This window comes from Ensifer sp. GW823-FHT05D09, from assembly GCF_058795755.1.
The window spans coordinates 157,335-183,252 of the sequence record NZ_JBXAIA010000001.1; the positions used below are offsets into that span (position 1 = coordinate 157,335).

Below are 25,918 nucleotides of genomic sequence, written 5' to 3' on the forward strand. Positions count from 1 at the left end.
TTTCTTCCTACATCACATCGTCGGGGTCGCGGCCGGGGCTTGCCTTGCCGATCGGCAGCGTCCAACCGTATTTGAGCGCGCCGGCGCGTATGGTGAAGGCTGACATCACGCCAAGCGCCGAGGTGGCCACCAGCGGCAGTCCGATCATGGTGGCGACGACAAAGACGCCGGAGCCGATCAGGGCAGCCGTCACATAGACTTCCGGGCGCAGCAGCACCGAGGGCTCACCTACCAGCAGGTCGCGAAGGACGCCGCCGAAGGTCGCCGTCAGCATGCCGGTGACAAGGGCGACCGCGGGCGAGCCTGTTGCCGCCAACCCCTTTGCCGCGCCCATGACGCAATAGGCCGACATGCCGATGGCATCGAGCCAGACCAGTACGCGGTAACGCGAATAGAACAGGTGCGCCGTGAAGAACAGGACGACGCTGACCGAGGCGCAGACGAGCAGGTAGTTCGGCTTGAGCACCCAGAACACCGGCGTTGCGCCAAGGATGACGTCGCGCATCGTTCCACCGCCGATGCCGGTGACCGAGGCAAGGAAGAGATAACCGATGATGTCGAGCTGTTTGCGCGAAGCCGAGAGCGCGCCTGTGGCCGCGAAGACGGCGACGCCGGCATAATCGAGGATTTCGAGGATCGTCATGGCCGCTCCGTTGAAAGGCGCATCGCGGAAGTCTGTCGCATCGCAAGCTGGAGCATCCGGGGCCGTCGCGTCAACGGGGTGACGCGTTGGGCGGTGAGACGCCGGGAAGCAGGCTGTCCGTGCGACCGCCGAAATAGTAGGCCGCCAGTCCGATCCATTCGCGCACCGCTGTCGTTGTCAGCTGGGCATTGAGAGATGGCTGGGTAAAGTCCAAGCCTGGTTTGACCATGCCGCTAGTGCGGTAGTCCGTTGGCCAGGGCGTGACCTTGAGCCCGAGCTTGTGGAAAAGCCCGACCGAGCGTGGCATATGGAAGGCCGACGTCACCAGCGCGCAGTTGGCAAGGCCGTTTGCTTCAAGCAGCCCATGCGTGTTGCGTGCATTTTCGAATGTCGTTCTCGACTGCTCCTCGCGGATCAGCCGATCGGGACCGATGCCGAAGGCGGCAAAGAAGGCGTCCGATGCCTTGGCATCGCCGTCATACGCGCCGCTGAATGAGCCATCGCCGCCGGACACAAGGATGCGCGCCTCCGGGTAGCGCTTGGCCAGCATGGCCGTCTCGATGAAGCGGTCGGCCGCCTGGTTGAACTCGATGCCGCCACGGCTTGCCATCACTTCGTTCTCGAAGGCGCCGCCGAGCACGATGATGCAGGAGAGGGCTACGGGTGGCTCAGCCGGCCGAGGGAAGCGGTCCTCGAGCATCTGGAGGAAATAGGATCCCGTCGTCGTGAACAGGCTGATGAAGAGCACGAGCGCGCCGAAAAGGCCGAAGGCGACGCCTATACGCCTGAGCCCCGCCGTCGTCATGATGAGGCCGGCAAGGGCAGCAAAAAACGCCAGGGAAAGGGGCTGCGCAACGAGCCAGAAGATCTTGGAAAGCAGAAACATCAGGCCCGTGTTCTTCCCTGCGATCCCTTAATATTTCGCAAAGGCATGGGGTCGGGCGTCCACCGCCCAACCCATTCGTCAGGCCGTCACGCTAGCGGCGAGCGGTTTCGCCTTGCCGGCACGAAGATAGCCGATGCCGAAGGCAACGAGCGCGCCGACGGCGACGATCGCCAGCGACAGCAGCGGGCGATAGGCAAACCAGGCGATGGCGATGACCAGGGGGCCGATGATGAGCGTCAGGATCGCCGCGATGATGCCAGTGCCAAATGCGACCACTGAACCAAGGACCGGAATGACGTCGGCGATGATGGAAAACAGCGACAGCATCAGCGTGAAGCCGATGAACAGGCCGATCAGTCCGCCCACGCGAACCAGCCAGGTAATCAGCGTGTTCTCGCTCTGGGCTGCGTCGAACATCTCGGCGGCGCTGGCAATGCCGGCCGAACTCAGGAACAGGTCGCGGCCGTTCGATGTGCGATAGGGGGCGAGGCTGCCGCCTTTCTGCGCCGCGACGAAGCTCGCGGTTTCCGTGTCTTCGCGGGTAAAGCCGATGCGCAGATCGCCGACGGCTGGGTTCTGGCGGTCAGCGGAGACGAAGATCGTCTGGCCGTCGGTCTTGACAGGGCGGTTGGTGTCGAGCGCATCGGCCACGCGCTGCAGATCGGCGTCCGCCATCTTCACCGGGCTGTCGCGACCGAGGTCGGCTACGGCCCTGCCGTCGACCGAAAACGCGCCGAGCATCGCGCGCTCGACCGTGAAGCGCTCGCTCGAAAGCGGCATTTCCGGGTTCTGGTGCCCGTTGCCGTCACGGAAATCGGCCGAATCAGCGCGGTCGCTGCGCCACTCCTTGGCGTAGGAATAGGTGGTGACCGTTTCCTCGCCGCCGCCGAGCGTCTTGCGCGTCTCGCTCTTCTTTTCCTCGACCCATTGGTACATCTCGACCGAGCGGCGCAGACCCGCAGCCCCATTCGCAGACACTTCCAGCAGGCTATCGGTGGGCGTCCCGACAGGGTCGATCCGTCCGGCGATGTGGACCAGCTTGCCCTCGTTGCCAGCCTCGACGGCACCGCTGTCGACATCGACAACCGCACCGGCGCCCTCGACGAGCGCCCGATACGTCTTGACCGAACGGCCCTCGTTCCAGGCCAGCAGCCAGATCATGCCGAAGACCAGGATGAGCCCGATGAAGATGCCGACGACACCGTTCTTGAGGCGCGCAAACCACGACGTTCTGGTCGTTTCGGTAAAACTCATCTGATCCCCCGGCACGTGAATTCAATCCGGTTCACCAAGCGACCGGTTCGGTTTTCCCCGTTGGTAGCAGAAAAAAAGCGCAAGGGAATATATCGGCCGGACGGCGCAGACGATTGGCCCAAATATGGTGACGGCCGTAAGGCCGAGATACAGGCTCGCAGGGTGAAGGTGGCTGCACTCGACCTGCCAACCTCAGAAGGCGGCAGGCTCAAGGCATTGCTAAGGCCAAAGTCGATGGGGCCTATAAGGGTCGCCCTAAAGACGAGGAGCGGAATGCAGGCATCGTCAAGATGCTTGAGAGTGGCATGAGCCGGAACACTATTGTTGCTGGCACGGGCTGCTCACGGTCTACACTGGCTCGACTGGCCAAACGTGTCTCAGGTCTGGCTCTGTCCTAATTCTCCCGCGTGTGTTTCTTCTACCCTGATTATGTGTTTTCGACCCCCCAGCATGATTTCAGCGGCTACTTCTCCATCAACCGAAACCAATCACGGACGGTAATCCGCAAGCGAAGTTCCTCGTCTTCGGCTAACGGGCAGCAGTGCGCGATAGGATTGCGGAGCGCATTTAGGCTGGCAATGACTTTCTCAAGGCCCTTCCTGCTATTGAAGAGCGAGCCAAATAGCGACCAGTGGGAATTGATTATATCGTACAACTCGCCAAACGTTGTGTAGTCCAGGGCATCTTGAGAGCGCCTGCTGACGCCAGCATCAAGTTCCTTTTGGATGCGCTTGGTAACCTCGTCCTTGATAGCTTGCGGTATCTTTGAGGAGTTCCACCAGTCCTCGCTCTGGGTGTCGGTTACGAGTGTGTCTCGGACCAATGCCCTAATCGAGCGTTCCAGCGAGTAAAAAACCTCATAATGGCGAGCCATCATAGCGCCTTCGGCCCGCACTGCTGCGTCGAGCTGAGGATAGTAGTCGCTCTCCACGGTCTCGCTCTGTCCGCGAATATGGCCCAGTTCGATGTTATACCGCCGTTCGATGGCGCTGATATCCTCGGCAATCATCTGGTTTGTCATGCCAAAGGATTTGATCTTCTCCACCAGCGCCCTACTCGCCATTCAGCAGATGCTCCCTCAAGCTGCGAAAGATCGCGTTGAATACGGCCTGATCTGACGTGGCGGGCAGGTTGAGATTGATGGTGTAAGAGAGGTTTAGTCCGAGGCTGTCTTGGTTGTTCGTGGGTGCTCGATAGGCAGGCATAGCAGGCGAGACCACCTCTTCGGGCATAGTATCGACCGCCTTGGACTTTGCATCGAAGTCGGCAAATGCTTTGAGGTTCTTGAACGTCGCTACAGTTAGTTCTGCCGTTCGGCTGTCAGCAGCAGACCCAGTCGCTTGGCACACTAGCGACAGCAAGTCTTTGTCGCTGAGCGCGTAGCAATACTCGTTGATATCAAACAGCTCCCGATAGCCAATACGAATTGCTTCTGCGATTGACGCGCCCGAAGTCTGAGTGTTGCGAAATTTCTTATAGAGATCGGTCGGACTGGCGTCAGAATTCACCAAGCCGATCTTCTTAAGAAAGGCGGCTATGCTGGCACCTGTCCCACCTTTGATGGCAAGCTTTGTTTGAATGAAGTCAGTTGTTACTCGATCAGGCGTGGCCGCATCACGTATGCGTTCAAGCGCGGTGCGGATTGAACCCGGTGTAGGGAGGTATGGAAGAGTGTCAGCCATCTAACGTCCATCGATGAGGGAGCCAAAGTTTGAAAGCACCACATTTATGGATTGAGTCGGGTTGAGGTTCAACGTGTCGTCGCAATCTGAAATATGTACGGAACCGAAACCGAGACCTGCCTTTGGATCGTTGGTCAGAATGAAAATGAGAAGTCGCTGTAAGGCGTTGATCTGAACGAAGAAAATAGATCATTGGAAGATTTGGTGGAGCTAAGCGGGATCGAACCGCTGACCTCTTGCATGCCATGCAAGCGCTCTCCCAGCTGAGCTATAGCCCCATATCGGGTCCGGCGAGGCCGGTTCCGGGAAACTTGTCGGGCTGTTGTGCCCGGCGAGTGGCGGCTTATTACTTCTGCTTTTCGCGGATAGCAAGCCGAAAATGTTAGGCCGGTGGAAATAATTTCTGGACCGGCCCGATTTCCCCCCGTCCGCGCCAAAGGGCTGTGGACGGGAGGCATTCGCGTATCATTCTAAACCCTTAGACGTCGTCGTCGTCGTCGGACACGCCGATGAGGTCGCTCATGTCGTCGTCATCGTCTTCGTCGTCGGTCTGCAGGAAGGTATCGTCGTCGTCGTCGCCGTCGATCTCCACTTCGTCGTCGCCCAGATCCGGAATCTCGTCGCCGCCGGCTGCTTCGTCGTCAGCTTCCTCGAGCGATACGAGTTCGACTTCCGTGTTCTCGGTGTCGACTTCAGCGACCTCCTCTTCCTCTTCCTTCTCGAGCACCTTGGCAACCGAGGTTTCTTCGAAGAAGGACAGCGGGTAGGACTTGCCGGTGTAGGGGGAAACGATCGGATCACGGTTCAGATCGTAGAATTTGCGCCCCGTTTCCGGGTCAATGCGCTTTGTTCCGAGTTCCGCTTTTGCCACAGTCAAAGCCTCTTGAATGGCCGGCCGAGCCGGCGCTTGCCGGAAAGCCGGCGGGTGGAAAGGATATCAAGCCTATGATGATTAGCCGGTCCCCATAATCATCTTGGCCGCATCTGTCAAAGATAAAACTCGAAAGCCCTGCGCCGCCTGCTTTTTCTTCGTCCGGGATGATGATCGCGCAATTGCATTGTGTTAGGCAGCGGGAGCGGAAGATGGTCGCGCTCCGTTGCCGTTTCGCGGGTCGCGTTCCGGGCGAGCGGCCGCATGTTCAAGGAAGGTTTGTATGTCCGCTGGCGTGATCGCAATGCCTGCCGTTGCGCGCAGATCCGGGGCACTCCGTGGAGCGGTGCGTATCCCCGGCGACAAGTCGATGTCCCATCGCGTCCTGATGCTCGGCGGGCTTGCGGCCGGCCGGACGCGCATTGGCGGCCTGCTCGAAGGCGAGGATATCTTCAACACTGCAAGGGCGATGCAGGTCCTCGGCGCCACGGTGCGCAAGGAGGGCGGCACATGGATCGTCGACGGTGTCGGCAACGGTGCGCTGCTCGCGCCCGAAGCGCCGCTCGATTTCGGCAATGCCGGTACCGGCTGCCACCTGATCATGGGGCTCGTCGGCGTTTATGATTTCGCGACGACCTTCGTCGGCGATGCCGCGCTATCCAGGCGGCCGATGGACTGTGTGCTCGATCCCTTGCGCCAGATGGGCGTTCAGGTGACGTCGGGCGAAGGAGGCCGGTTGCCGATGACGCTGCGCGGGCCGAAGACGGCAAACCCGGTGAGCTACCGCTTACCGATAGCCTCGGCCGAGGTGAAATCCGCCGTGCTGCTCGCAGGCCTGAACGCGCCCGGCATCACCACGTTGATCGAGCCGGTACCGACCGGCGATCATACGGAAAGAATGCTGCAGGCCTTTGGTGCCAACCTGACAGTCGACGTGGGTGCTGAAGGCGAACGCATCATTCGGCTCGAAGGGCAGGGCAGGCTGACCGGTCAGGACATCGACATTCCCGGCGATCCGTCCTCCGCTGCCTTTCCATTAGTGGCAGCGTTGCTGGTTCCGGGTTCCGACGTCACCCTTCTCAATGTGCTGATGAACCCCACCCGCGCCGGACTTATCGTGACACTGCAGGAGATGGGCGGGAAGATCGATGTGCTGAATGCGCGGATCCAGGGCGGCGAGGACGTGGCCGATCTGCGCGTCCGTTCTTCCGCGTTGAAGGGCATCACCGTGCCGGAAGACCGCGCCCCCTCGATGATCGACGAGTACCAGGTGCTTGCCGTTGCGGCGGCGTTTGCCGAGGGGCACACGGTGATGCGTGGTCTTGAAGAACTGCGCATGAAGGAATCCGACCGCCTTGCCGCGGTCCTATCGGGACTGAAGCTCAACGGCGTCGATTGCGACGAAGGGCCAGCCTCCCTCGTCGTCCACGGTCGCCCCGGTGGCAAGGGCCTCGGCAATGCCGCCGGGGCTGCCGTTGCGACCCGCCTCGACCATCGCGTCGCCATGAGCTTTCTCGTCATGGGGCTCGCATCCGAACATCCGGTCACCGTCGACGACGCGACGATGATCGCCACCAGCTTTCCCGGTTTCATGGAACTGATGGCGGGATTGGGTGCTACGATCGAGTAGAGTTCCGGGTCCGCGCAATCCAGCGGCGTTTAGAGCGGCGATTGTAAAGGCGCGTTGTTGACGCGTGGATTCCATGTCGGTTTTGATCTATCTGGCTCAATGAGATTATCGATTGCAGGACCAACCATGATCACCATCGCCATCGACGGACCCGCTGCGGCAGGCAAGGGCACGCTCTCGCGCCAGATCGCCGAAGAATACGGCTTCCACCATCTCGATACCGGGCTGACCTACCGCGCGACCGCGAAAGCCCTGCTCGATGCCGGCCTGCCGCTCGACGACGAAGCGGTGGCCGAGCGCATGGCGCGCGAGGTCGAGCTTTCCGGCCTCGATCGCTCCATCCTGTCGGCGCATGCGATTGGCGAAGCGGCGTCGAAGATTGCCGTCATGCCGGCCGTGCGCCGCGCACTGGTCGAGGCGCAACGGGCGTTTTCGAAGAAGGAGCCGGGCACCGTGCTCGATGGCCGCGACATCGGCACCGTCGTCTGCCCCGATGCGGCGGTCAAACTCTATGTCACTGCGTCGCCGGAAGTGCGGGCGAAACGCCGCTTTGACGAGATCGTCGGCAATGGCGCCGTCGCCGATTATGCGGCGATCTTCGACGACGTGAAGAAGCGCGACGAGCGCGACATGGGTCGCGCCGACAGTCCTTTGCGCCCCGCCGATGACGCGCACTTGCTTGATACGTCTGAAATGAGTATAGAGGCGGCGTTTCAGGCCGCGAAATCTCTGATCGATGCGGCCCTGATCAAGAAGATCTGAAGAAGAGCCTATCCCCGACGCTGTCAGGATCGCTCTTCTTGCATAAGCCTGAAATCCCGTCCACGCGCCGGATTGTCCCTTTGATGGGACGGACTGGGTTCAGGCCTTTTCAACACCAACCCCCGGCGCATGTGTGTCTCCATTTGAGATGCATGCAGGAGATTTCATGTCTGCTACCAACCCAACCCGTGATGATTTCGCAGCGCTTCTCGAAGAATCCTTCGCGAAGACCGATCTGGCCGAAGGCTATGTTGCCAAGGGCATCGTCACGGCCATCGAAAAGGACGTCGCCGTTGTCGACGTCGGCCTGAAGGTCGAAGGCCGCATCGCTCTGAAGGAATTCGGCGCGAAGGCCAAGGACGGCTCGCTCAAGGTCGGCGACGAAGTCGAAGTCTACGTTGAGCGCATCGAAAACGCGCTCGGCGAAGCTGTTCTTTCGCGCGAAAAGGCTCGCCGCGAAGAAAGCTGGATGCGCCTGGAAGTGAAGTTCGAAGCCGGCGAACGCGTCGAAGGCATCATCTTCAACCAGGTCAAGGGTGGCTTCACCGTCGATCTCGACGGCGCCGTTGCCTTCCTTCCGCGCTCGCAGGTCGACATCCGTCCGATCCGCGACGTGACCCCGCTGATGCACAACCCGCAGCCCTTCGAAATCCTCAAGATGGACAAGCGTCGCGGCAACATCGTCGTTTCGCGTCGTACCGTTCTGGAAGAATCCCGTGCCGAGCAGCGTTCTGAAATCGTTCAGAACCTTGAAGAAGGCCAGGTTGTCGAAGGCGTCGTCAAGAACATCACCGATTACGGTGCGTTCGTCGACCTCGGCGGCATCGACGGCCTGCTCCATGTCACCGACATGGCATGGCGTCGCGTGAACCATCCGTCGGAGATCCTGAACATCGGCCAGCAGGTCAAGGTTCAGATCATCCGCATCAACCAGGAAACCCACCGCATCTCGCTCGGCATGAAGCAGCTCGAGTCGGATCCGTGGGACGGCATCGGTGCGAAGTATCCGGTCGGCAAGAAGATCTCCGGTACCGTCACGAACATCACCGACTACGGTGCGTTCGTCGAGCTGGAGCCGGGCATCGAAGGCCTGATCCACATCTCCGAAATGTCCTGGACCAAGAAGAACGTACACCCCGGCAAGATCCTGTCCACGAGCCAGGAAGTCGACGTTGTCGTTCTCGAAGTCGACCCGACCAAGCGTCGCATCTCGCTCGGCCTCAAGCAGACGCTCGAGAACCCGTGGCAGGCATTCGCGCACAGCCATCCGGCTGGCACGGAAGTTGAAGGCGAAGTCAAGAACAAGACCGAATTCGGCCTGTTCATCGGCCTCGACGGCGACGTTGACGGCATGGTGCACCTTTCCGACCTCGACTGGAACCGTCCGGGTGAGCAGGTCATCGAAGAGTTCAACAAGGGCGACGTCGTTCGCGCCGTTGTTCTCGACGTCGACGTCGACAAGGAGCGCATCTCGCTCGGTATCAAGCAGCTCGGCAAGGATGCTGTCGGCGATGCCGCCGCTTCCGGCGAACTGCGCAAGAATGCTGTCGTTTCGGCCGAGATCATCGCCGTCAACGACGGTGGTATCGAAGTGAAGCTCGTCAGCCACGAGGACATCACCGCGTTCATCCGCCGCGCCGATCTGTCGCGTGACCGCGACGAACAGCGTCCGGAGCGCTTCTCGGTTGGCCAGGTTGTCGACGCTCGCGTCACCAACTTCTCCAAGAAGGACCGCAAGATCCAGCTGTCGATCAAGGCTCTGGAAATCGCGGAAGAGAAGGAAGCCGTTGCTCAGTTCGGTTCGTCCGACTCGGGCGCTTCGCTCGGCGACATTCTCGGTGCCGCTCTGAAGAACCGCCAGACCAACGAGTAATCGTTGCCTGACGTCTGAAACAAAAGGCCCGCGGAGAGCGATCTCCGCGGGCTTTTGTTTGGGTGTATTTCGCTCGGCTGCAGCATGGCTGCACGCAGCGCATTGTCCTTGCAATTGATCCGGTCGAGCGCATCCGACTTCAGGTGATTAAATTGCTGGAGCGTCGCCGTTGTGTTCTTTCGGGCGCACGGCGCTCTGAACGTTCAATGTAAGGGTCAGCCGAGACCGCCGAGCTTGCGATAGAGCTCGTAGACATCGGGCTCATCGGTCTGTTCGTCGCCCGTTTCGCTTCCGCCGTCTTCCGTCCGCTGCCCGTCCCGCGTGGCTTCGTCCTGCGTTGCCTCGCCGTCGTCCTGTGCGCTCTCGCCGTCGCCTCTGCCTTCTTCCCGTTCGCTCTTTTCCGCCTCGTTCCTCACGTCCTCAACTGCGATCGGATAGGGAATCATCGCAAACGGGATCGCTTCGCGCGGCAGGCCGTTCTCGATCAGCCGCGCGATTGCCTGCTGCATTGCCTGGTCTTCAACCGCCTTCTGGGGGCGCTGGGTGGCCGTGGCACCCGCGGGGCCTGATTGCTCCGTATCGTCGTCCGCAACGCTCAGAGCGGCAAGCTCGGCGCCTGCAGTCGCGTCGCGTGGTCGCAGCGGGTTTGGGCGACCCGTCTCTGCGCCCTCCGCCTCTGGGAGGCTAGCCGCTGCCTTTGCTTCGGCGCTTTCGAATTCGGATGGGATCGTTTCGGGCGCATCTGCACCTGCAGGTTCTCCGGGCAGACCCAGCGCGTCGCGCACGATCACCTTCAACGCGTCGGAAAGCGCACGATCCGTGCGGCTCTGGTCGCTGCGTGTCGCTGCCCTGTCGTTCTGCAGATGGTCCTCGCCATCGGGGTGTGGGCGATAGGTGCCGTCCGGCTCCTGGTCTTCGTCGGCGTGACCCGCCTCGCTGCCGGCATCCGTCCGCGCAGCGCCATTGCGTGCCTCCGCTTCCCTGACCTTTAGCGGCAAATCGCCATCTTCAACTGCGGCGGAAGGCTGCAATGGCGCATTTTCCTCTTCACCGAGCCGAGCCTTGTCGGCGCCGGCCTCCGGATCGACGACGTCGGGATCGGTCTCTCCATTGATGGTGGCGGTCAGGGATTCGATCTCCGGGCCGTCCAGTGATGGCGGTCGGCCGGGTATTGTTCTCGGCTCCGATCGCTCCGGCACGGTCTGTCGCCGTGCCGTTGCCTCGCCCTCGGCAGGCAGCCTCGCCTCCGCCTCCTCGGTCACCAGGCCCGACGCGTCATTCTCGCTGCCGACCCCAAAGGTCTTCTTCAGCACGGACTGCAGCAACGCGACCTCGCTTGCGACCGGGCTCCGGGCGGTGGCCAGATGCAGCGGAATGGCCGGCTGCAAAGGCGGGTTGCGGAGGCTGGGCAACGCAGCGCCCGTGGACGGCGATGCTGCGCCGTTTCGGATGGCCGGCAGATCAGCGAGGATACCGACCCGCAGCGCCAGGTTGCGCCCGCCCAGCTGCCGCTCAAGCGCCACGCGTTCCGGCATCGGCATGGATTCGAGAAAAGTGACGAGTCGACGCACGAAGTCGCGTCCGCCCTCCTGCGGCAGCGGCGGAAACTTGAGAATGCGGGCGAGGTCCTCCATCAGCCGCACGAGGGCGTCCTTGGAAAGGATCTCGCGGCCGGCCAGATGCCGGGTCAGCGCATCGAGGATCTTCTGTATCGCTTCGCCCCGTTGTGCGGACGTAAGGGGGACTGACGGCTGCTGGGGCCGCGTGCTCGCCTCTTCGGCTGGCCCGGTCGCGGTTCTGACCGTGAGAATGGGTGTCAGCATTCTGGTCTCCCTCTCGCTTGACCCTCGGGTTGAAGCGCCACCGTCGGCAGGCGGCATCCAGATTCCATGCGTTTCGACGGACCAATTCGATATCCGCCGTAGAGATTGGCTGTTCTATTCGGGCTGGCGCCTCATGCGCGTCTCGGCCAACCGGCCAGACTTGCCGCAGCTTGGCTGCGGATACGGGAATCGGCATGATGCTTCGACGTTAGGTGAGATAAGTTTATAAAATCTTAACCATGCGACGAGGCGGCCCATGCCCTTGGGAAGCCTTGTAGAGGCCATCGCCGCCAGCCAGGGTCGTGCACGATCCCTTTGCATCGGGACCGATCTGGCGGCAAGATCGGACACTGCCGTCGCCATCGTGCACCCTGGTCGGCGCGCGGCGCTATCCCAAGTCCATGCCATGGAGTTTCGGATGACTGTTCGCCCTCCAAAATCGCTCAGCCCATCCCATTTCGCTTCCGGCGCCATCAGCGCTCTCGAATACGAACTGTTATCGGAGCGCGCCGACGCGCTCGGGCGGCACGGCCTCAAGGTCGAAAAGGCGATCGCCGCCTTGCAGGCATGCGAGGGGAAGGAAACCCCGCCGGAATTGCGCGAGCGGTTGCTCGACGATGCGGCTGACGCCGTCTGGGCGTTTTTTATCCAGCGCGAGATCTGCGGCCTGCGCGACAGTCGCGATGCGGTGCGGCGCTACGGCATCCCCAAGGCGGTGATGGCGAGATTGGGGATTGTCCGTCGAAAGTGATCAGGCGGCGAACAGCGCCTGGCTGGCGAGACTGTAGAGGCCGATCTCGTCGATCCGGACTGGCAGCGGGCGCTCGGCTTCGGCCTCGCGGGCGTCACGCACGTCTTCCAGATTGTCTTTGGCCTCGAGCGCTTGCAGTTCCTTCTGCTGCTCGGCCAGGGTCTCCGCGTCGGCAACGCGCGTCGGATCGCTCGTCAGACTGTCCAGCTGCAGCTCATCCAGCGACTTCACCTCCGCCGCATCCGCAAGGCGTTGGATCGCCTTGGCCGCGTCGCTGCTGTGGCCGGCCTTTTGGGTGCCCTTGCTGTCGAGCGCGTCCTGCAGCTTCTTGCCCTGGCTACCCTGCGGATCCTTGATCGCATCGACGAGCTCGGTCAGCGAGATGTCGATATTCGTCAGTCCCAGCTGCTTCTCGATGTCGCGAAGCATATCCGTCGGCAGGTTTTCGACGATCTTTTCCAAGGCGCTGCCGAAGGCGAAATCGGACTTGAAGTCCTCACGCTTCAGATCGAAGAACGCGCCGACTTCTCGGATGAGCACCATCCGGTTGCTGTTGGCATCGTTTCCAGCCTGATTGAAGAAGTGATCGTTGATCTTGGTGTTGGCCGCTTTCTGGGCGTCGTCCGATTTGACCTGAGCCTTCAGGATCTTGTCGTCCTTGGTGCCCTTGGCCTTCTCTTCCTCTTCCGCCTGACGCTTCTCGATATCCTTCAGGATCGAACCGACCAGATTGGTCGTTGCGGTGGCGCTGGATTGCTGGGTGGGCAGCAGCATCGTTTCATTCCGGCAAAAGTTGCGAACGTTATGAAACGGTAAGATGGCGAGGTTAATTGCAGCTTAACCTGTCATTCCCAGATATCGGCCCAGATATCGGCCCAGATATCGGCCAAGAAATCGGCCACTATGCCGGATCGGGGGGAAGCGGCGCAACGCGGTCGCTGCGCCGCCAGGGCGTGAGCTATCGATAGGGCGAGTAGCAGGCGCGATAGACGCCGCTGTAGGTAAGGAACCGGTTGGTTGCCGGATTGTAGGAGCGATAGCGCGACAGGCACCAGTTCACATGGGCGCTGTAGCCGCGGCGAACATAGTTGTCGCGATAGTAGTAGCGCTCCCGATAGTAGCGGCGTGGATAGTAGTCATCGTAGTAGCGGGGGTAGTTGTTGTAGTAGCCGCCGTAGCTCTGCCCGAAATAGAGGCTGAAGCCCGGCCGGTAGTAGGAGTTCCATCCACCGCCGTAGTAGCCAGGTCCCCATCCGCCGCCCCAGCCGCCACCCCAGCCGCCGCGGCCCCAGCCGTTGGGATACATGACGCCTCCGTATCGCCTGTACGGATAGTATTGTGCGTTCTGGACGTCGCCTTGCACCTTGATCTGAACGTCGCTTGCTTGCAGCGGCATAGCCCGGGCGGGTCCGGCCGGGGTCGCCAGAGAGGCGGCGGCCAGGGCGCAGCCGATAACGAAATTCCGAAATCCCGTCATGCTTTCCTCACTTTCCGAAAGGGTTGCTTTCAGGTTGTGTCCCTGCTTCACATTACGTGTCTTTTTCTTGGTTTATTCATGGCGAAACCGTGCGGATCCGTTTGGCCATCCGCCGGATTTTTACTCCGTCTGTCTTCGGATATAGGGTGCGCCGGAACGTTTGCCATGTCACTGTTATTCTTGCCTATTGCCGGTCGTCAGCGTTTACGGAGCATGAGATGCAATTGAAGTTCGGTACCAGCGGCCTGCGCGGCCTGTCGGAAGAGCTGACGGGCGAGCCGTCTGCACGCTATGCGAAGGCCTTCGCGCGGCACCTGATCGCCTCCGGGCAGGCGAAGGCGGGGGATCCGATCCTGATTGCCCGCGATTTTCGCGATTCCAGCCCCGAAATCGCGGCCGTATGCACCGACGCTCTGAAGAGCGAAGGGTTTCGCGTCTTCGACTGCGGTACTGTGCCGACCCCGGCACTGGCCCTCTATGGTCTTGTCCACAAGGCCGCGGGCCTGATGATCACCGGTTCGCATATTCCCGCCGACCGCAACGGCATCAAGTTTTACCGGCCGGACGGTGAAATCGACAAGAACGACGAACTGGCGATCAGCGCTCTTGCCGATGCGATCGTCGGCGAGGCCGTGCCTTTGGCAGGTGTGGGAGAGGACCATGCGTCGTCGGCCGCAGAGCAGTTCCTTCAGCGCAACCGGGATCTGTTGCCGCCGGGCTCGCTTGCCGGTCTGCGCATCGGCGTCTATCAACACAGCACCGTCGCCCGCGACCTCCTGGTCGATGTGCTCTCGTTTTATGGTGCTGAGACGGTGGCCTTGGGCCGTTCCGAGGATTTCGTGCCTGTCGATACCGAGGCCGTTTCGTCTGAAACGCTTTCCAGGCTTGCCGCCTGGGCGTCGGAACATGGCCTGGATGCGATCGTCTCGGCCGATGGCGATGGCGACCGACCGCTGGTGGCCGACGAGAAAGGCGCACCGCTGCGCGGCGACCTCTTGGGTCTTGTCGCCTGCGAGTTCCTCGGCGCGCAGGTGGCCGTGACGCCGGTCACCTCCAATTCCGGCCTCGAACGAGCCGAAGGCCTTTCGGTCATCCGCACTCGCGTCGGCTCGCCCTATGTGATTGCCGCAATGGCGCAAGCGATCCGCGAGGGTGTGATGAAGGTCGCCGGCTTCGAGGCGAACGGCGGTACGCTGACGGCGAGTGATTTCTCGGTTGGCAATGGCGTCCTCAAGGCCCTGCCCACCCGCGACAGCTTCCTGCCGATCCTTGCGCTGCTTGCACGCGCGGCCGAGAGTCGGATGACCCTCTCGGCGCTGGCGGCGTCCTATCGCCTTCCGGTCGCGCTCAGTGACCGGCTGGAAAACTTCCCGGTGGAAACCAGTGCACGCCTTATGGCGCATCTGCGGGGTGGGGCAGAAAATCTCGGCGCGTTCCTCGCTCCGATCGGTCGTCCGGCCGCGGTCAGCGACATCGACGGCCTGCGCGTGACCCTCGCCGATGGTCGCGCCATCCACTTCCGCCCATCCGGAAACGCACCGGAGATGCGCTGCTATGTCGAAGCCGAAACGGCGGCAGAGGCGGACGAGCTGCTTGCTCAAGGACTTTCCACAATCAGGTCCTGGGCAAAAGCGACGCCAAACTGACTTTTTTGCGTCCTGACACGAAAACTTCAAAATGCCTGTTGACACTTCGGCTCGGGCCTTTTACACCCCCGCTCGTCGCCCAGATGGCGGAATTGGTAGACGCGCCAGCTTCAGGTGCTGGTACTCGAAAGGGTGTGGAGGTTCGAGTCCTCTTCTGGGCACCATTCCTTTAACCAAACATTTGTTTTGGTTTGAAAAACCCCGGCTTGCCGGGGTTTTTTCGTTTCTGGCTTTTGGCCTGCCCCGACGGCATCACCACCAGTTTCCCTGATGAAAAATGGCCTGTTTCGTGCGCGCGAAGCGGCGCAGTCGAGGCTGCGTTGCTGCATCGGGTTTGCGGGCTTGCCATCGCGCCACAGGCGCCGTTTCGAAGCATCTGGTGTTCTTGCGCGGTCGTGGGTCGTTCATCCTTCAGGAGGGCCCTTGTGGCGGCGCATCTTGCGATCCATGTCAGGCTCACTACTATCTCATGATCCGCTGCGGCGGCGGATTTCAAGCGAGGATCAACCGTGATGGCTGAAACGCGTCGCAAGCTGACGACCATCTTCTCCGCTGACGTCCAGGACTACTCCCGCCTGATGCGTGCGGACGAGGAGGGTACGCTTGCCACTCTCAAGCGGTACCGGGATGCCATGACACGCCTGATCGAGGCGCATGGCGGCCGGGTCATCAATACCTGGGGCGATGGGCTGATCGCCGATTTCCCGAGTGTCGTCGAGGCTTTGCGTGCGGCGATCGACGTCCAGAGCGAGCTTGCCGGATACAACGCGAAAAGCGCAGACAGCGCGCCGATGCTTTTTCGTATCGGCATCAACCTCGGAGACGTGATCACCGAGGATGACGACATCTACGGCGATGGCGTCAACGTGGCCGCGCGCCTGCAGGCCTCCGCCCCCGCCGGCGGCATCGTGATTTCCAATACAGTCTACGACCAGGTGCGCAACAAGGTTGCCGTCGGCTTCGAATTCTTGGGCCAGCTCGAGGTCAAGAACATCGACGGCGGCGTGCCGAGCTACGCGGTGCGCATCGGCGCGGCCGATGACGCCGCGGCCGGATCGGACCCTGGGGGCGAATGGGGGCGGCCGGTCGAGCGTCCCGTTCAGCCCGCACTGGTACCTGTCGAAACCACCGCCAGACCGATGAGCCTGACCGGCAAGCTTCTGGGCGCGCTGGCCGTGATCGGAGCCGGCCTCGTCGCGCTCAATCTGTTGAGCTGGCGCGGTGTGTTCTGGGCGACCTGGCCACTTCTGGGACTTGCGGTCGTCGCTGCCCTGGAATGGGTGCGGGCAAACAACAGGATCGACCGGGTGATTGGCACGCTCGCGATCGTTGGTCTGACGCTCGTCGCAATCAATGTCCTGTCCTGGCGGGGAGTGTTCTGGGCGGTGTGGCCGCTGCTTGCCATTGCTGTTGCCGCCGGAATCCGTTGGGTCATGCGCGGGAGAGATGGTGCGAAGTTTTGACCGAGCGAGCAGTCCAGCCCGTCAGGAGGGCGCTTGCTGCGGCGTTGCCTCGACAACCGGGCGCGCGCTGACCACCTCGTAGATTTCCAGCGCCGTGGCGCGCCCCTTGGCCTGCGCAGTGCCGAGAGGCCGGAAGGTGATCGCATCGGATGCCTGGGCGACGACGGCATCGCTTGCCATGATTGTCGTGCCGTAGTTCTTGTTCATGCCTTCGAGCCGCGAGGCGACGTTCACCGTGTCGCCCATAGCCGTGTATTGCAGCCGCTCCTTCGCGCCGACGCTGCCGACGACGGCGGTGCCGGTGTGAATACCGAAGCGGGTGCGGAATTCGGGCAATCCCTTCTTGCGTTGCGCGTCGTTGAACACCTGCAGCCGTGCCTCGACCGCCAGTGCGCAACGACAGGCATTTTCCGCATGGCGTTCGTCAGCGGCGGGCGCGTTCCACATGGCAAAGACCGAATCGCCGAGGAACTGGATGATCGTGCCGTCATGGGCATCGACCACCTCGCTGAAAATGTCGAAATACTCCGAAAGCATCGCCACCACCTCTTCCGGCGCGTGCTGCTCGCTCAAGGTGGTGAAGTCGTAGATGTCGGTGAAAAGCGCCGTCACCTCCTGGCGCCAGGCCGCGCGGCCACTGAACTGACCGGATTCGATGCCCTTGCGCACCAGTTCCCTCGGGACGTAGAGCGCGAAGGTGAAGATCGCGTCGCGCGCGCGGTTCATCGCGCCGCCGAGGGTGGAGATCTCGCTGACATGCGACGACACGTCGATTGGCGTGGTGAAGTCCAGGTCCTGCAGCCGGTTGGCGCTGGCGGTCAGCTGGTTGAGCGATTTGGTGATCAGGTGCGCAAGCACGAGCGACGACAGCACGGCAAGCGCGACGACGGCGCCGGATATGGTCAGTCCCTGGACCAGCGTCCTGTTGGCGTCGGCCATGAGCTCGTCGAGCGGTGCGGCCACCACGGCGCGGTTGCCGGAGAGAAGCAGCGCGGATTCGAGCGGCGTCACCATGACGAGATAGGTTCGGTCTCCGACTTCGACGAAGTCGGCCTTGCCGGGCGCTGGCGGATTGAGACGGATGCTCTTGATCAGGGGGTCGCTCTCAGCCTGAACGATCGGCCCATCCTTATCCTTTGCCGCCATGATGCGTCGCATCATCACCCGGTCGGAATGGATGATCGGTTTACCGACGGCATCGAGAATGAAAGAGACCGAGCCCGCCGTCAGCCGCTCGCGGGCGAGGAAGTCGGTGATCGTATCGAGGACGACGTCGGCGCCAATGACGATCTGCGGATTGCCGCGATGGGCCTGCGAGATCGTCATTTCAAGCGTTTCGGTCGTGGCACTTTCGTAGGGGCCGATCGAAACCGCAGCCTTTCCGTTTACGGCCGCTCGATACCAGGGCCTGGTTCGTGGGTCGAAGCCTGAGGGCGGCACAAGCCGTTCGGAGAATTGCGTACCGTCCTTGTCCAGGAAGAGCACCCGTTGGAGGGGATTGCCGCTTGCATCCTTTTCCATCGAGCGCACGGCAATGGCCGCGCCGCGCGGCGCATCGAGTGCCACGCGCCATGCGACCTGCTTGAGGTCGACCATCTGAAAGAAGGCGCCGTCGGGGTAGCCGACATAGACACCGTCGATATGTGGCGAACGGGTAATGCCCTCGCGCAGGACCGCCACCTTGTCGTTCATCCGCTCCGGTGGCGGCACGAGGAAGGAGTTGGCAACCGATGAGACGAGGCTGACGAGTGCGGAGGTATCACCTGAGAGAACGCCCAGCCGGTCGACCAACCGGCTCATGAAGCCATGCATATTGGCCTCTGCATCCGCGATCGCGGCATTGCGCGAGCGGTTATAGTCAAGTCCGACGAGGATCGTGGAAACGGCGATCAGCATGGCGACCATAACCAGGCTGAACAGTGACCGCAGCGAACTGTTCCAGCCATCGCCTGTTCTGCTTTGTCGAGCGTCGGGCGCCTTGTCTGCCATTCCGGGCCTCTGGTTTCGCTCTACCCTACGGTTTGTACTGTTCCGGCGCCTTTTGCGTGTGCCGATGACGCACATGTCGCCGTTACGTTGAACTCTATATGCAATTCCCATAAAACACGTTAATCGGCGGGAGGAACGAACCCGCCGAAATCCACCCGTGAAAAACGGTGGCTCAGTTGACGGTCACCGGCTTGGAGCGCATCCGCGCCACCGTTTCGCGCTCGGCGCGCTTGCAGCGCATCGGCGGCAGATCTCGGTCCATCAGGTCCATGTCTTCCAGTACCATGTCGCCCATCTTCTTGAAGGCGCTGTCGAGCGCGCCCGCCCGGTGTGCCGAGCGCAGGAAGCCGGGCAGGCGGCGTACCTTGTGGTCGAGCGGCAGCGGCTCTTGCGGAAACACGTCGCTGGCCGCAACGATGTGTCCGCTTTCGACGGCCGACATCAGTGCGTCGAAATCGACGACGCCGGCACGGCTGAGCAGGATGAAGGCCGCACCTGGACGCATGCTGGCAAAAGCCCTTGCGCCGAGAAAACCTTCGTTTTCGCTGGTGACCGAGGCGACGACGAAGACGAAATCACTTTCCGTCAGCACGGTTTCGAGCGCCGCCGGCTCGACGCCATTTTCCCTGAGGATCGAGGCTGGCATCCAGGGATCGAAGACGCGGATTTTCGCGCGGAAGCCTGAAAGCACCCGGTTCAGCGCCTTGCCCAGGTCCCCGAAGCCGATGATGCCGATGTCCGCGCCGGACAAGAGCCGCGCCGAGCGATTGCCGTCTCCGCCCCAAAGCTCCCGGCCGTCGCGAAAGGCGACATCGGCCTCAACGATGCCGCGCGCGATGTTGAGGGCCATGGCGAGCCCCAGTTCTGCCACCGGCTCGGCAAACACCTGGCCGGTCGTGACCACGTGAATACCGCGTTCGAACAGCACCTCGTAGGGCATGTTGTTGATCAGGTTGCTCTCGACATTGAGAATGGCGCGCAGCTTCGGCATCCGCCGCAGCGTATCGTGATCGAGCGGCGGCTGGCCGATGATGTAGCGTGCCTGTGACAGCACTTCGTCGCCGAGGCCGGCGATATCTTCGGGGTCGACTTCGACGATGCGGTAGCGCGCGTGCAACTGCTTGAGGGCGTCGTCCGTGAAGATCAGGTCGAGCGTGCGGGGCGCGGGCGCGCTGATGGCAAGCGGCCGGTTGGTGTCGAGCATTGTTCCTCCTCGGCGAAGGCATGGCCCCCGCGTTTCCTCTTTCAAATTTCTAGGAACAAATCCACGCCTTGCCAAGCGCGAGCCGGAATGGCCCGGAGCATCTCTCCTTCAAGCGGCTTCATTGAAGGCGGCTACGTTGCTTCAGTAGCCGAGCCCGCGCTTCTGCCGGTAGAGCGACGGTGGCAGATCGGTACCCTGGAACACCGGACCGTCGCCGCGGCGGCAATTGTAGATCGTGTCGTATCGCGGTCCGCCGCGTGAACTCGATTCGAACGGATAGTCGCGGTCGATGAGCGACTGTTCGCACACCACCTTGTCGCCGTTGTCGTTCAGAGGATCCATAGGGCGCACGCCCGGCAGATCCGTATAGTTCTGTGCCAGCGCCGGCATGGTGAAGAGGCCAAAAGCGACGGTGAGGACTGAAAGAGCGAGGGCAGGGCGTCGGGATGTCATCAATGCGAGCTTTCGAAGACAGCACCCGCAGGGAGGTGCCATGACACGGTTTCGCCAGAACCCAACTTGCGCTATAGGCGACACCACTTCCGTTTCATCTGGGGATTTTCGATGGCGAATGCAATACGGTTTCACGAAGGCGATATTTCCGCAGCCGATGCCGCTCGCTACAGAGGCGCGATTGCCATCGACACCGAAACGCTTGGCCTTGTCCCCCGCCGTGACCGGCTCTGCGTCGTCCAGCTTTCACCGGGAGACGGCACGGCCGACGTGATCCGGATTGCCGCCGGCCAAAAAGAGGCGCCGAACCTCGTCGCCATGCTCGAAGACCCGGCGCGCCAGAAGATCTTTCATTTCGGCCGTTTCGATATCGCCGTGCTGTTCCACACCTTCGGCGTGACGACGACGCCGGTGTTCTGCACCAAGATCGCCTCCCGCCTGACCCGTACCTATTCGGACCGCCACGGATTGAAGGACAATCTCAAGGAAATGCTCGACGTCGACATTTCCAAGCAGCAGCAGTCCTCCGACTGGGGGGCGGCGGTCCTGTCGCCGGCACAGCTCGAATATGCCGCATCCGACGTGCTGTACCTGCATGCGCTGCGCGAAAAACTGACGGCGCGGCTCTTGCGTGATGGCCGCATGGAGCACGCGGATGCCTGCTTCGCCTTCCTTCCGACCCGCTGCAAGCTCGACCTGCTCGGCTGGGACGAGACCGATATTTTCGCACACAGCTGAAGCGTCAGGGTGTCAGCCAGAGAACGACGCCGTAACGCGCTGCCTTGCCGATCGCCACGAACACCAGGAACAGCGCGAAAGGCATGCGCAGCAACCCGGCGACGAGCGTCAGCGGATCGCCGACAATGGGCAGCCAGGAGAGCAGCAGCACCGGCTGGCCATAGCGCGCAAACAGCGTCTCCGCCTTCTGTCGCGCTGCGGGCGAAATCGGGAACCAGCGTCGCCCCTCGAAGCGGATCAAAAACCGCCCAAGCACGAAGTTGACGACAGCGCCGAGCACATTGCCGGCCGTGGCCGCAACGAAAAGGGCGAAACGGCTCGTTTCACCATGAAGCGCCGCAGCGACGATCGCCGCCTCCGACATGCCGAACAGAAGTGTCGCTGAGAGGAAGGCTGCCGAAAAAACGCCAGCAAGAATGCCGAAATCCAGGATCAGCTCCTGTCCGTATGGCCGAGATCGCGCTCCGGCTCGATGATGTCGCGGATGCGCTGCTTCAGTTCCTTGGGTCCTGGGAAGCCGCCGTCGCGCTTGCGCTCCCAGATCAGTTCGTCATTGACGCGGATTTCGAAATTGCCGCCGGTGCCGGGAATGAGCGCCACTTCGCCCAGCGATTGGCCGAAGGTCTGCAGCAGCTCCTGCGCCATCCAGCCGGCGCGCAAAAGCCAGTTGCACTGCGTGCAATAGAGAATGGTTATCCGCGGTTTCTCATCCATCTGTGCTTCCCGGGTGGTTTGTGCGCGGCAACATACTGCATAACGCCGCAAGACAGGAACCTGTCTGCGCAGAAAAATAGGCTGTAAATTTCGGGCGTTACCGCGTCCTTTGGCGAAAATGGCCGTCTGTTGCGCAGACGCGACGACGGACAGCAGCTTGTGGTCACGCGCCTCTCACATATTTGTCAACTGAACTAGTCATGTTTTTATCGATGGCACCCTTGCAAAGGGAAAGGCGCCCGGCGAGACATTGCTGCATTGCACATATTGTCGCAGCCACCTCCAAGAGGACTTAACCATGACTGATGCCACCGTTTCGACTTCCCGTCCCCGTGCAATCTTGCCGGCACTGGAAAAGATCTATCTGCCGCTCGACACCTTTGCTGAAACGCTGCTGCGCGTTCTTTGCGGCGTGCTGCTCGTAACTCACGGTTACGGCAAGATCGTCAATCCCTTCGGCGCCGTCGGCATGGTCGAAAGCCTCGGCTTTTATCCCGGCGTCTTCTGGTCGCCGTTGCTTGCCGCGACCGAGTTCTTCGGCGGCATTCTGATCGCCATCGGCCTTTTCACCCGCCCGGCCGCTTTCGCCGCCACGATCGTGCTGCTCGTTACCGTCTACTTCCACGGCATCGTGCAGGGAGAAGGCCTCGGCGGTGCCGAGAAGTCGATTCTCTGGGCAGCGATCCTGTTCTTCTTTGCCATTCGCGGCGCCAACAGCCAGTCCGTCGACGCCAAACTCGGCAAGCAGTTCTGACAGGCTTCTGCCTCGTGAAATGCGGGGAGGGCGGTTTGACCACCGGCCTCCTCGACTCGTTTTTGGGGAAGGGATGCGCATCCTCAAACTTCCCCATCGGCCGCCGCGAGGATTTTCGCCACCCCGCGGTTGAAGCAACGCGTTTAGGCCTTCTCGGCGGCGGTCACGTTGCGGATGGTCATCCGGTGCACCTTGCCGGAGCGGTCGTGCCAATCGATCGACTGGCCGACCGAGAGCCCGATCAAGGCTGCGCCGATCGGCGTCAGCACCGAAATGCGTCCGGCCTCGATATCGGCTTCGCCGGGATAAACCAGCGTCACCTGCTTGGCAAAACCATTGTCGGCCTCGAAGGCGACGGTGGACCCCATCTGCACGCTGTCGGCCGGGAGCTTTGCTGGCGGGGCAATGCGCGCCCGCTCGAGCTCCGTCAGGAGCGCCTCGGCGACTTCGGGAATGCGATCGAGCGCGGAAGAGGCAAGCGCCGTCAGGCGCTTGTGGTCCTCGGCATTGATGATGATTGCGGGAAGCTTGTTGCGGGCGGTGGTCGCCATGATGATACCTGACATTTTCTGCGACGGGCCATGAGCGCCGTCGTTGCTGTTCTAGGATAATTCTATCGGGAAAAACTCGGCGCTCGGATCGCGGCCTGGGAACGGGCGTTCTCATTTGCCGACGCGAAAGGCTCCCCTGACCCGGAGAGCGCAAGCATCCGGGCTGGGGTCAGGTTCCTGCGATCGGGCACACCCGGAAGCAGCGAAGAGAAGAAATCGCGAGCATCATGATGCCGGGAAGGTCGGAAAGTTTGACGCGGAAGTCAAGACCCGGATGCTTCGTGCCCGATTGCCTGGCAATGCGCATGCGTGCTTTCTCGCCTCTTGAACCGAGACGCCTGTCGTGTTCAATCTTCAGCCGAGACGGCGAAGGGAAGGTTCTGATGCGGGTACTGGTGGTGGAAAACATGGCGAAGACCGAGCTCGGCCAGGTCGGCACGGCGCTTCGCGAGGTCAAGGCGGAGATCGAGGTTCGTCGCGCCTATGCCGGCGACCCGGTTCCGGAAACACCCGATGGTTTCGATGCGCTGGTGGTGCTGGGCGGCGAGCAGAGCGCGCTTGACGACGCGGCTTTCCCCTACCTGCCGCAGCTCGCGGCTCTGATGCGCCGGTTCGGCGACAGCGAACGTTCCGTGCTCGGCATCTGCCTCGGCAGCCAGCTGCTCGCGCGTGCCTATGGTGCGAAAAACCTGCTCGGTGAAGCCAAGGAATTCGGCTGGCACGAGGTGCGGGTGCGCACCGAAGGGCAGAGCGATCCGGTGCTGGCATCCGTCGGCGAAAGCTTCCCGATCTTCCAGTGGCACGGCGATACCTTCACGCTTCCGGAAGAGGCCGTGCACCTTGCCGAAAACGACGTAACGCGGCATCAGGCATTTCGCGTCGGGCGTGCGGCCTATGGAACGCAGTTCCACTTCGAGGCCGATACGGATCTTGTCGAAGACTGGAACCGTTCGTTCCCGCAGACCATCAATCGCCTCGATCCGACCTGGCTGGCGCAGTATCCCGCCCATGCAAGGAGGCATGGCGAGAAGGCCAATGCAGCGGGCCTCGCCTTGGCGCGCGCCTGGGTCGCCACCATCAGGCGCGACGATGCCTCTGTCGCGGCGCCGAGCAACGAGGTGCTGGAGGAGGCCTGCTGATGGACGAGGGGATTGGCGGCGGCTGCTTCTGCGGGCGTATCCGCTATCGGCTGAAACAGCTGCCAATGTTCGTCAATTGCTGCCATTGCACCGATTGCCAGCGCCAGGTCGGAAGCGCCTTTGTCGTCAACGGCGTCATCGAACGGGAGAACATCGAGCTGACGGCCGGCGACCCCGTCGTCGTGACCCTGTCGACCGAGAGCGGCCGCCCGCACGACGTCTATCGCTGCGCCGAATGCCAGACGGCGCTCTGGAGCGATTACGGTCGGCGCGGCTGGCTCGCCTTCCTGCGCATCGCAAGCCTCGATCGCCCATCGGATTTCCCGCCGGATGCCCATATCTTCACCCGTTCGAAGGTCTCCTGGCTGTCGCTCCAAGGTGGGGCCCCGGCCTTTGAGATCTACTACGACATGAAGACGCTGTGGCCGGCCGACAGCCTGGCGCGGCGGGAAGCAGCCGAGGCAAAGGCAAAGACGTGAGCGTCGGCGAGCGCGACAAGATGGCGGCGGGCGAATGGTATTGCTGCCTCGATCCGGAGCTCGAGCAGCTGCGCCAGCGGGCGCGTGACGCCGTGCACCAGCACAACACTATGGCTCCTGACCGACGGGGCGCGATCGCGCCGGCGCTGCGCGCGCTGCTTTCAAGCGTTGCCGGCGACGTCTTCATCGAGGTGCCGTTTCACTGCTCCTACGGCATCAACATTTCACTTGGGGCCCGCGTCTATCTCAATGCCGGCTGCACCATGCTCGACAGTGGTCGCATTTCGATCGGCGAAGGCTCGATGCTCGGTCCAGGCGTGCAAGTCTATTGTGCCGAGCATCACAAGGACGTGCCGCTTCGAAGCCGCGGCATCGAGATCGCGAGGCCGGTCGTGATCGGCAAGGACGTCTGGATCGGCGGCGGCGCGATCATCCTCGGGGGTGTAACCATCGGCGACGGCGCCATCGTCGGGGCCGGATCTGTGGTCACGAGAGACGTGGCGGCCGGTGCGACCGTCGTCGGCAACCCGGCGCGGCTTCTTCCGCCATCCGGCAAGCGATAAGTCAACAAGGAGATTTTTAGTGGTCGACGAGATGGCAACGATCAAGGTGCGCCCGGCAACCCCTGTCGACGTGCCGGAGCTCTGCAGCTTCCTCAACGAGATCATCCGGATCGGCGGCACCACCGCCAACGAAACGCCGTTCACATCAGAAAGCTTCACCGCGCATTATCTCGCCGGCCCGGGCTTCGTCAGCTGCTTCGTCGCCGAGGATACGGATGGCCGCCCCTGCGCGTTCCAGGTGCTCGAGCGCTATGACGCATTGCCGGAGGGCTGGGCCGATATCGGCACGTTCTCCCGACCCGACGCCAAGGTGCGCGGCGCCGGCACGGCACTCTTTGCCGCGACGAAAGACAATGCCCGTGCGCTGGGTCTGACGGCGATCAACGCCACCATCCGCGCCGACAATGTCGGCGGCCTCGCCTACTACGGCAAGATGGGCTTCGTCGAATACAAGGTCGACAAGGCGGTGCCGCTGAAAAGCGGCCGACTGGTGGATCGGGTTTCCAAACGGTACTTGTTGACCGAAACCTGAGGCGAGCGTTTCCGCTTCCGCTTGTGCGTGTTTAGCTCACG

The 25,918-nt window shown here is 62.0% G+C and carries 30 protein-coding genes and 2 tRNA genes; 14 read left to right on the forward strand and 18 right to left on the reverse strand.

Going from position 1 to position 25,918, the window contains the following annotated elements:
• Window positions 1-7 precede the first annotated feature (7 nt).
• The 3 genes from AC1Q80_RS00750 to AC1Q80_RS00760 all read right to left on the reverse strand — a co-directional run bounded on the left by AC1Q80_RS00750 (window position 8) and on the right by AC1Q80_RS00760 (window position 2,783).
• Window positions 8-643 (reverse strand): trimeric intracellular cation channel family protein, encoded by a 636-nt coding sequence (locus AC1Q80_RS00750; RefSeq protein WP_173418646.1) that lies wholly within the window; start codon window positions 641-643, stop codon window positions 8-10.
• A gap of 70 nt (window positions 644-713) precedes the next feature.
• Window positions 714-1,529 (reverse strand): YdcF family protein, encoded by an 816-nt coding sequence (locus AC1Q80_RS00755; protein ID WP_492359380.1) that lies wholly within the window; start codon window positions 1,527-1,529, stop codon window positions 714-716.
• A gap of 78 nt (window positions 1,530-1,607) precedes the next feature.
• The gene (locus AC1Q80_RS00760; RefSeq protein ID WP_492359381.1) at window positions 1,608-2,783 is read right to left on the reverse strand and encodes a TMEM43 family protein; all 1,176 of its coding nucleotides are present in this window, start codon (window positions 2,781-2,783) and stop codon (window positions 1,608-1,610) included.
• A 215-nt stretch (window positions 2,784-2,998) separates the two neighbouring features.
• On the opposite strand from AC1Q80_RS00760, the gene AC1Q80_RS00765 reads away from it, so the two are divergent.
• Entirely contained in the window at window positions 2,999-3,181 is a 183-nt protein-coding gene (locus AC1Q80_RS00765; protein ID WP_492359837.1) for a helix-turn-helix domain-containing protein, read from the forward strand.
• A 65-nt stretch (window positions 3,182-3,246) separates the two neighbouring features.
• Here the strand turns inward: AC1Q80_RS00765 and AC1Q80_RS00770 are convergent, their stop codons facing one another.
• From AC1Q80_RS00770 to AC1Q80_RS00785, 4 genes are all read right to left on the reverse strand, one after another.
• The gene (locus tag AC1Q80_RS00770; RefSeq protein WP_492359382.1) at window positions 3,247-3,828 is read right to left on the reverse strand and encodes a Swt1 family HEPN domain-containing protein; all 582 of its coding nucleotides are present in this window, start codon (window positions 3,826-3,828) and stop codon (window positions 3,247-3,249) included.
• Window positions 3,829-3,835: 7 nt separating this feature from the next.
• On the reverse strand, window positions 3,836-4,465 hold the full coding sequence (locus AC1Q80_RS00775) for a DUF5343 domain-containing protein (protein ID WP_492359383.1): 630 nt from the start codon (window positions 4,463-4,465) through the stop codon (window positions 3,836-3,838).
• Window positions 4,466-4,667: 202 nt separating this feature from the next.
• A tRNA-Ala gene (locus AC1Q80_RS00780) sits at window positions 4,668-4,743 on the reverse strand.
• A 200-nt stretch (window positions 4,744-4,943) separates the two neighbouring features.
• Window positions 4,944-5,336, reverse strand: a complete 393-nt coding sequence (locus AC1Q80_RS00785; RefSeq protein ID WP_173418649.1) for a TIGR02300 family protein — start codon at window positions 5,334-5,336, stop codon at window positions 4,944-4,946.
• 283 nt (window positions 5,337-5,619) lie between these two features.
• Here AC1Q80_RS00785 and aroA point away from each other — a divergent pair, with 283 nt between their 5' ends.
• From aroA to rpsA, 3 genes are all read left to right on the forward strand, one after another.
• A complete protein-coding gene (gene aroA / locus AC1Q80_RS00790) occupies window positions 5,620-6,966 on the forward strand; it encodes a 3-phosphoshikimate 1-carboxyvinyltransferase (RefSeq protein ID WP_492359384.1) in 1,347 nt (448 codons plus the stop codon).
• A 126-nt stretch (window positions 6,967-7,092) separates the two neighbouring features.
• A complete protein-coding gene (cmk, locus tag AC1Q80_RS00795) occupies window positions 7,093-7,728 on the forward strand; it encodes a (d)CMP kinase (protein ID WP_492359385.1) in 636 nt (211 codons plus the stop codon).
• Between the two features lie 166 nt (window positions 7,729-7,894).
• Window positions 7,895-9,601, forward strand: a complete 1,707-nt coding sequence (gene rpsA / locus AC1Q80_RS00800; protein ID WP_077499319.1) for a 30S ribosomal protein S1 — start codon at window positions 7,895-7,897, stop codon at window positions 9,599-9,601.
• Between the two features lie 215 nt (window positions 9,602-9,816).
• On the opposite strand, the gene AC1Q80_RS00805 is transcribed toward rpsA, so the two are convergent.
• The gene (locus AC1Q80_RS00805; RefSeq protein ID WP_492359386.1) at window positions 9,817-11,424 is read right to left on the reverse strand and encodes a hypothetical protein; all 1,608 of its coding nucleotides are present in this window, start codon (window positions 11,422-11,424) and stop codon (window positions 9,817-9,819) included.
• A 418-nt stretch (window positions 11,425-11,842) separates the two neighbouring features.
• Between AC1Q80_RS00805 and AC1Q80_RS00810 the strand changes: the two genes are divergently transcribed.
• Window positions 11,843-12,175, forward strand: coding sequence for a DUF6665 family protein (locus AC1Q80_RS00810; RefSeq protein ID WP_209788186.1), 333 nt, complete (start codon window positions 11,843-11,845; stop codon window positions 12,173-12,175).
• Here AC1Q80_RS00810 and AC1Q80_RS00815 read toward each other — a convergent pair whose 3' ends face one another.
• Entirely contained in the window at window positions 12,176-12,949 is a 774-nt protein-coding gene (locus AC1Q80_RS00815) for a hypothetical protein (protein ID WP_209788184.1), read from the reverse strand.
• A 184-nt stretch (window positions 12,950-13,133) separates the two neighbouring features.
• Entirely contained in the window at window positions 13,134-13,652 is a 519-nt protein-coding gene (locus AC1Q80_RS00820; protein WP_492359387.1) for a BA14K family protein, read from the reverse strand.
• A gap of 218 nt (window positions 13,653-13,870) precedes the next feature.
• Here AC1Q80_RS00820 and AC1Q80_RS00825 point away from each other — a divergent pair, with 218 nt between their 5' ends.
• On the forward strand, window positions 13,871-15,298 hold the full coding sequence (locus AC1Q80_RS00825) for a phosphomannomutase (RefSeq protein WP_492359388.1): 1,428 nt from the start codon (window positions 13,871-13,873) through the stop codon (window positions 15,296-15,298).
• A gap of 77 nt (window positions 15,299-15,375) precedes the next feature.
• Window positions 15,376-15,462: transfer RNA gene (locus tag AC1Q80_RS00830), tRNA-Leu, on the forward strand.
• 5 nt (window positions 15,463-15,467) lie between these two features.
• Here AC1Q80_RS00830 and AC1Q80_RS00835 read toward each other — a convergent pair.
• Entirely contained in the window at window positions 15,468-15,758 is a 291-nt protein-coding gene (locus AC1Q80_RS00835) for a hypothetical protein (RefSeq protein WP_209788174.1), read from the reverse strand.
• A 52-nt stretch (window positions 15,759-15,810) separates the two neighbouring features.
• On the opposite strand from AC1Q80_RS00835, the gene AC1Q80_RS00840 reads away from it, so the two are divergent.
• Window positions 15,811-16,761, forward strand: coding sequence for an adenylate/guanylate cyclase domain-containing protein (locus AC1Q80_RS00840; RefSeq protein WP_209788171.1), 951 nt, complete (start codon window positions 15,811-15,813; stop codon window positions 16,759-16,761).
• Between the two features lie 21 nt (window positions 16,762-16,782).
• On the opposite strand, the gene AC1Q80_RS00845 is transcribed toward AC1Q80_RS00840, so the two are convergent.
• The 3 genes from AC1Q80_RS00845 to AC1Q80_RS00855 all read right to left on the reverse strand — a co-directional run bounded on the left by AC1Q80_RS00845 (window position 16,783) and on the right by AC1Q80_RS00855 (window position 20,407).
• Window positions 16,783-18,750, reverse strand: coding sequence for an adenylate/guanylate cyclase domain-containing protein (locus AC1Q80_RS00845; RefSeq protein WP_209788168.1), 1,968 nt, complete (start codon window positions 18,748-18,750; stop codon window positions 16,783-16,785).
• 172 nt (window positions 18,751-18,922) lie between these two features.
• A complete protein-coding gene (locus AC1Q80_RS00850) occupies window positions 18,923-19,954 on the reverse strand; it encodes a hydroxyacid dehydrogenase (RefSeq protein WP_209788165.1) in 1,032 nt (343 codons plus the stop codon).
• Between the two features lie 141 nt (window positions 19,955-20,095).
• Window positions 20,096-20,407, reverse strand: coding sequence for a hypothetical protein (locus tag AC1Q80_RS00855; protein ID WP_173418661.1), 312 nt, complete (start codon window positions 20,405-20,407; stop codon window positions 20,096-20,098).
• Window positions 20,408-20,518: 111 nt separating this feature from the next.
• Between AC1Q80_RS00855 and AC1Q80_RS00860 the strand changes: the two genes are divergently transcribed.
• Entirely contained in the window at window positions 20,519-21,145 is a 627-nt protein-coding gene (locus AC1Q80_RS00860) for a ribonuclease D (RefSeq protein WP_176351193.1), read from the forward strand.
• Window positions 21,146-21,149: 4 nt separating this feature from the next.
• Here AC1Q80_RS00860 and AC1Q80_RS00865 read toward each other — a convergent pair whose 3' ends face one another.
• Together AC1Q80_RS00865 and AC1Q80_RS00870 are read right to left on the reverse strand one after the other, a co-directional pair.
• A complete protein-coding gene (locus AC1Q80_RS00865; protein WP_173420932.1) occupies window positions 21,150-21,494 on the reverse strand; it encodes a YqaA family protein in 345 nt (114 codons plus the stop codon).
• 83 nt (window positions 21,495-21,577) lie between these two features.
• Window positions 21,578-21,859, reverse strand: coding sequence for an Rdx family protein (locus AC1Q80_RS00870; RefSeq protein WP_025425523.1), 282 nt, complete (start codon window positions 21,857-21,859; stop codon window positions 21,578-21,580).
• Between the two features lie 298 nt (window positions 21,860-22,157).
• On the opposite strand from AC1Q80_RS00870, the gene AC1Q80_RS00875 reads away from it, so the two are divergent.
• The gene (locus AC1Q80_RS00875; RefSeq protein ID WP_173418663.1) at window positions 22,158-22,613 is read left to right on the forward strand and encodes a DoxX family protein; all 456 of its coding nucleotides are present in this window, start codon (window positions 22,158-22,160) and stop codon (window positions 22,611-22,613) included.
• Window positions 22,614-22,756: 143 nt separating this feature from the next.
• On the opposite strand, the gene rnk is transcribed toward AC1Q80_RS00875, so the two are convergent.
• Together rnk and AC1Q80_RS00885 are read right to left on the reverse strand one after the other, a co-directional pair.
• Window positions 22,757-23,164: a nucleoside diphosphate kinase regulator gene (rnk, locus tag AC1Q80_RS00880; protein WP_173418664.1), complete on the reverse strand. Its 408-nt coding sequence runs from the start codon at window positions 23,162-23,164 to the stop codon at window positions 22,757-22,759.
• A gap of 169 nt (window positions 23,165-23,333) precedes the next feature.
• Window positions 23,334-23,471 carry a hypothetical protein gene (locus AC1Q80_RS00885; RefSeq protein WP_492359389.1) on the reverse strand — a complete coding sequence of 46 codons (138 nt, stop codon included), beginning with the start codon at window positions 23,469-23,471 and terminating at the stop codon, window positions 23,334-23,336.
• Between the two features lie 76 nt (window positions 23,472-23,547).
• Here AC1Q80_RS00885 and AC1Q80_RS00890 point away from each other — a divergent pair, with 76 nt between their 5' ends.
• Genes AC1Q80_RS00890 through AC1Q80_RS00905 form a run of 4 tightly spaced genes read left to right on the forward strand, consistent with a single transcriptional unit; the run spans window position 23,548 to window position 25,877 of the window.
• Window positions 23,548-24,303 carry a type 1 glutamine amidotransferase gene (locus tag AC1Q80_RS00890; RefSeq protein ID WP_209788162.1) on the forward strand — a complete coding sequence of 252 codons (756 nt, stop codon included), beginning with the start codon at window positions 23,548-23,550 and terminating at the stop codon, window positions 24,301-24,303.
• Window positions 24,303-24,782, forward strand: coding sequence for a GFA family protein (locus AC1Q80_RS00895; protein ID WP_492359390.1), 480 nt, complete (start codon window positions 24,303-24,305; stop codon window positions 24,780-24,782). The genes AC1Q80_RS00890 and AC1Q80_RS00895 overlap by 1 nt, the downstream gene beginning before the upstream one ends.
• 20 nt (window positions 24,783-24,802) lie before the next feature.
• Window positions 24,803-25,345 (forward strand): sugar O-acetyltransferase, encoded by a 543-nt coding sequence (locus tag AC1Q80_RS00900; protein ID WP_492359838.1) that lies wholly within the window; start codon window positions 24,803-24,805, stop codon window positions 25,343-25,345.
• Window positions 25,346-25,385: 40 nt separating this feature from the next.
• Window positions 25,386-25,877 carry a GNAT family N-acetyltransferase gene (locus AC1Q80_RS00905; protein ID WP_492359839.1) on the forward strand — a complete coding sequence of 164 codons (492 nt, stop codon included), beginning with the start codon at window positions 25,386-25,388 and terminating at the stop codon, window positions 25,875-25,877.
• The last annotated feature ends 41 nt before the right edge of the window (window positions 25,878-25,918 follow it).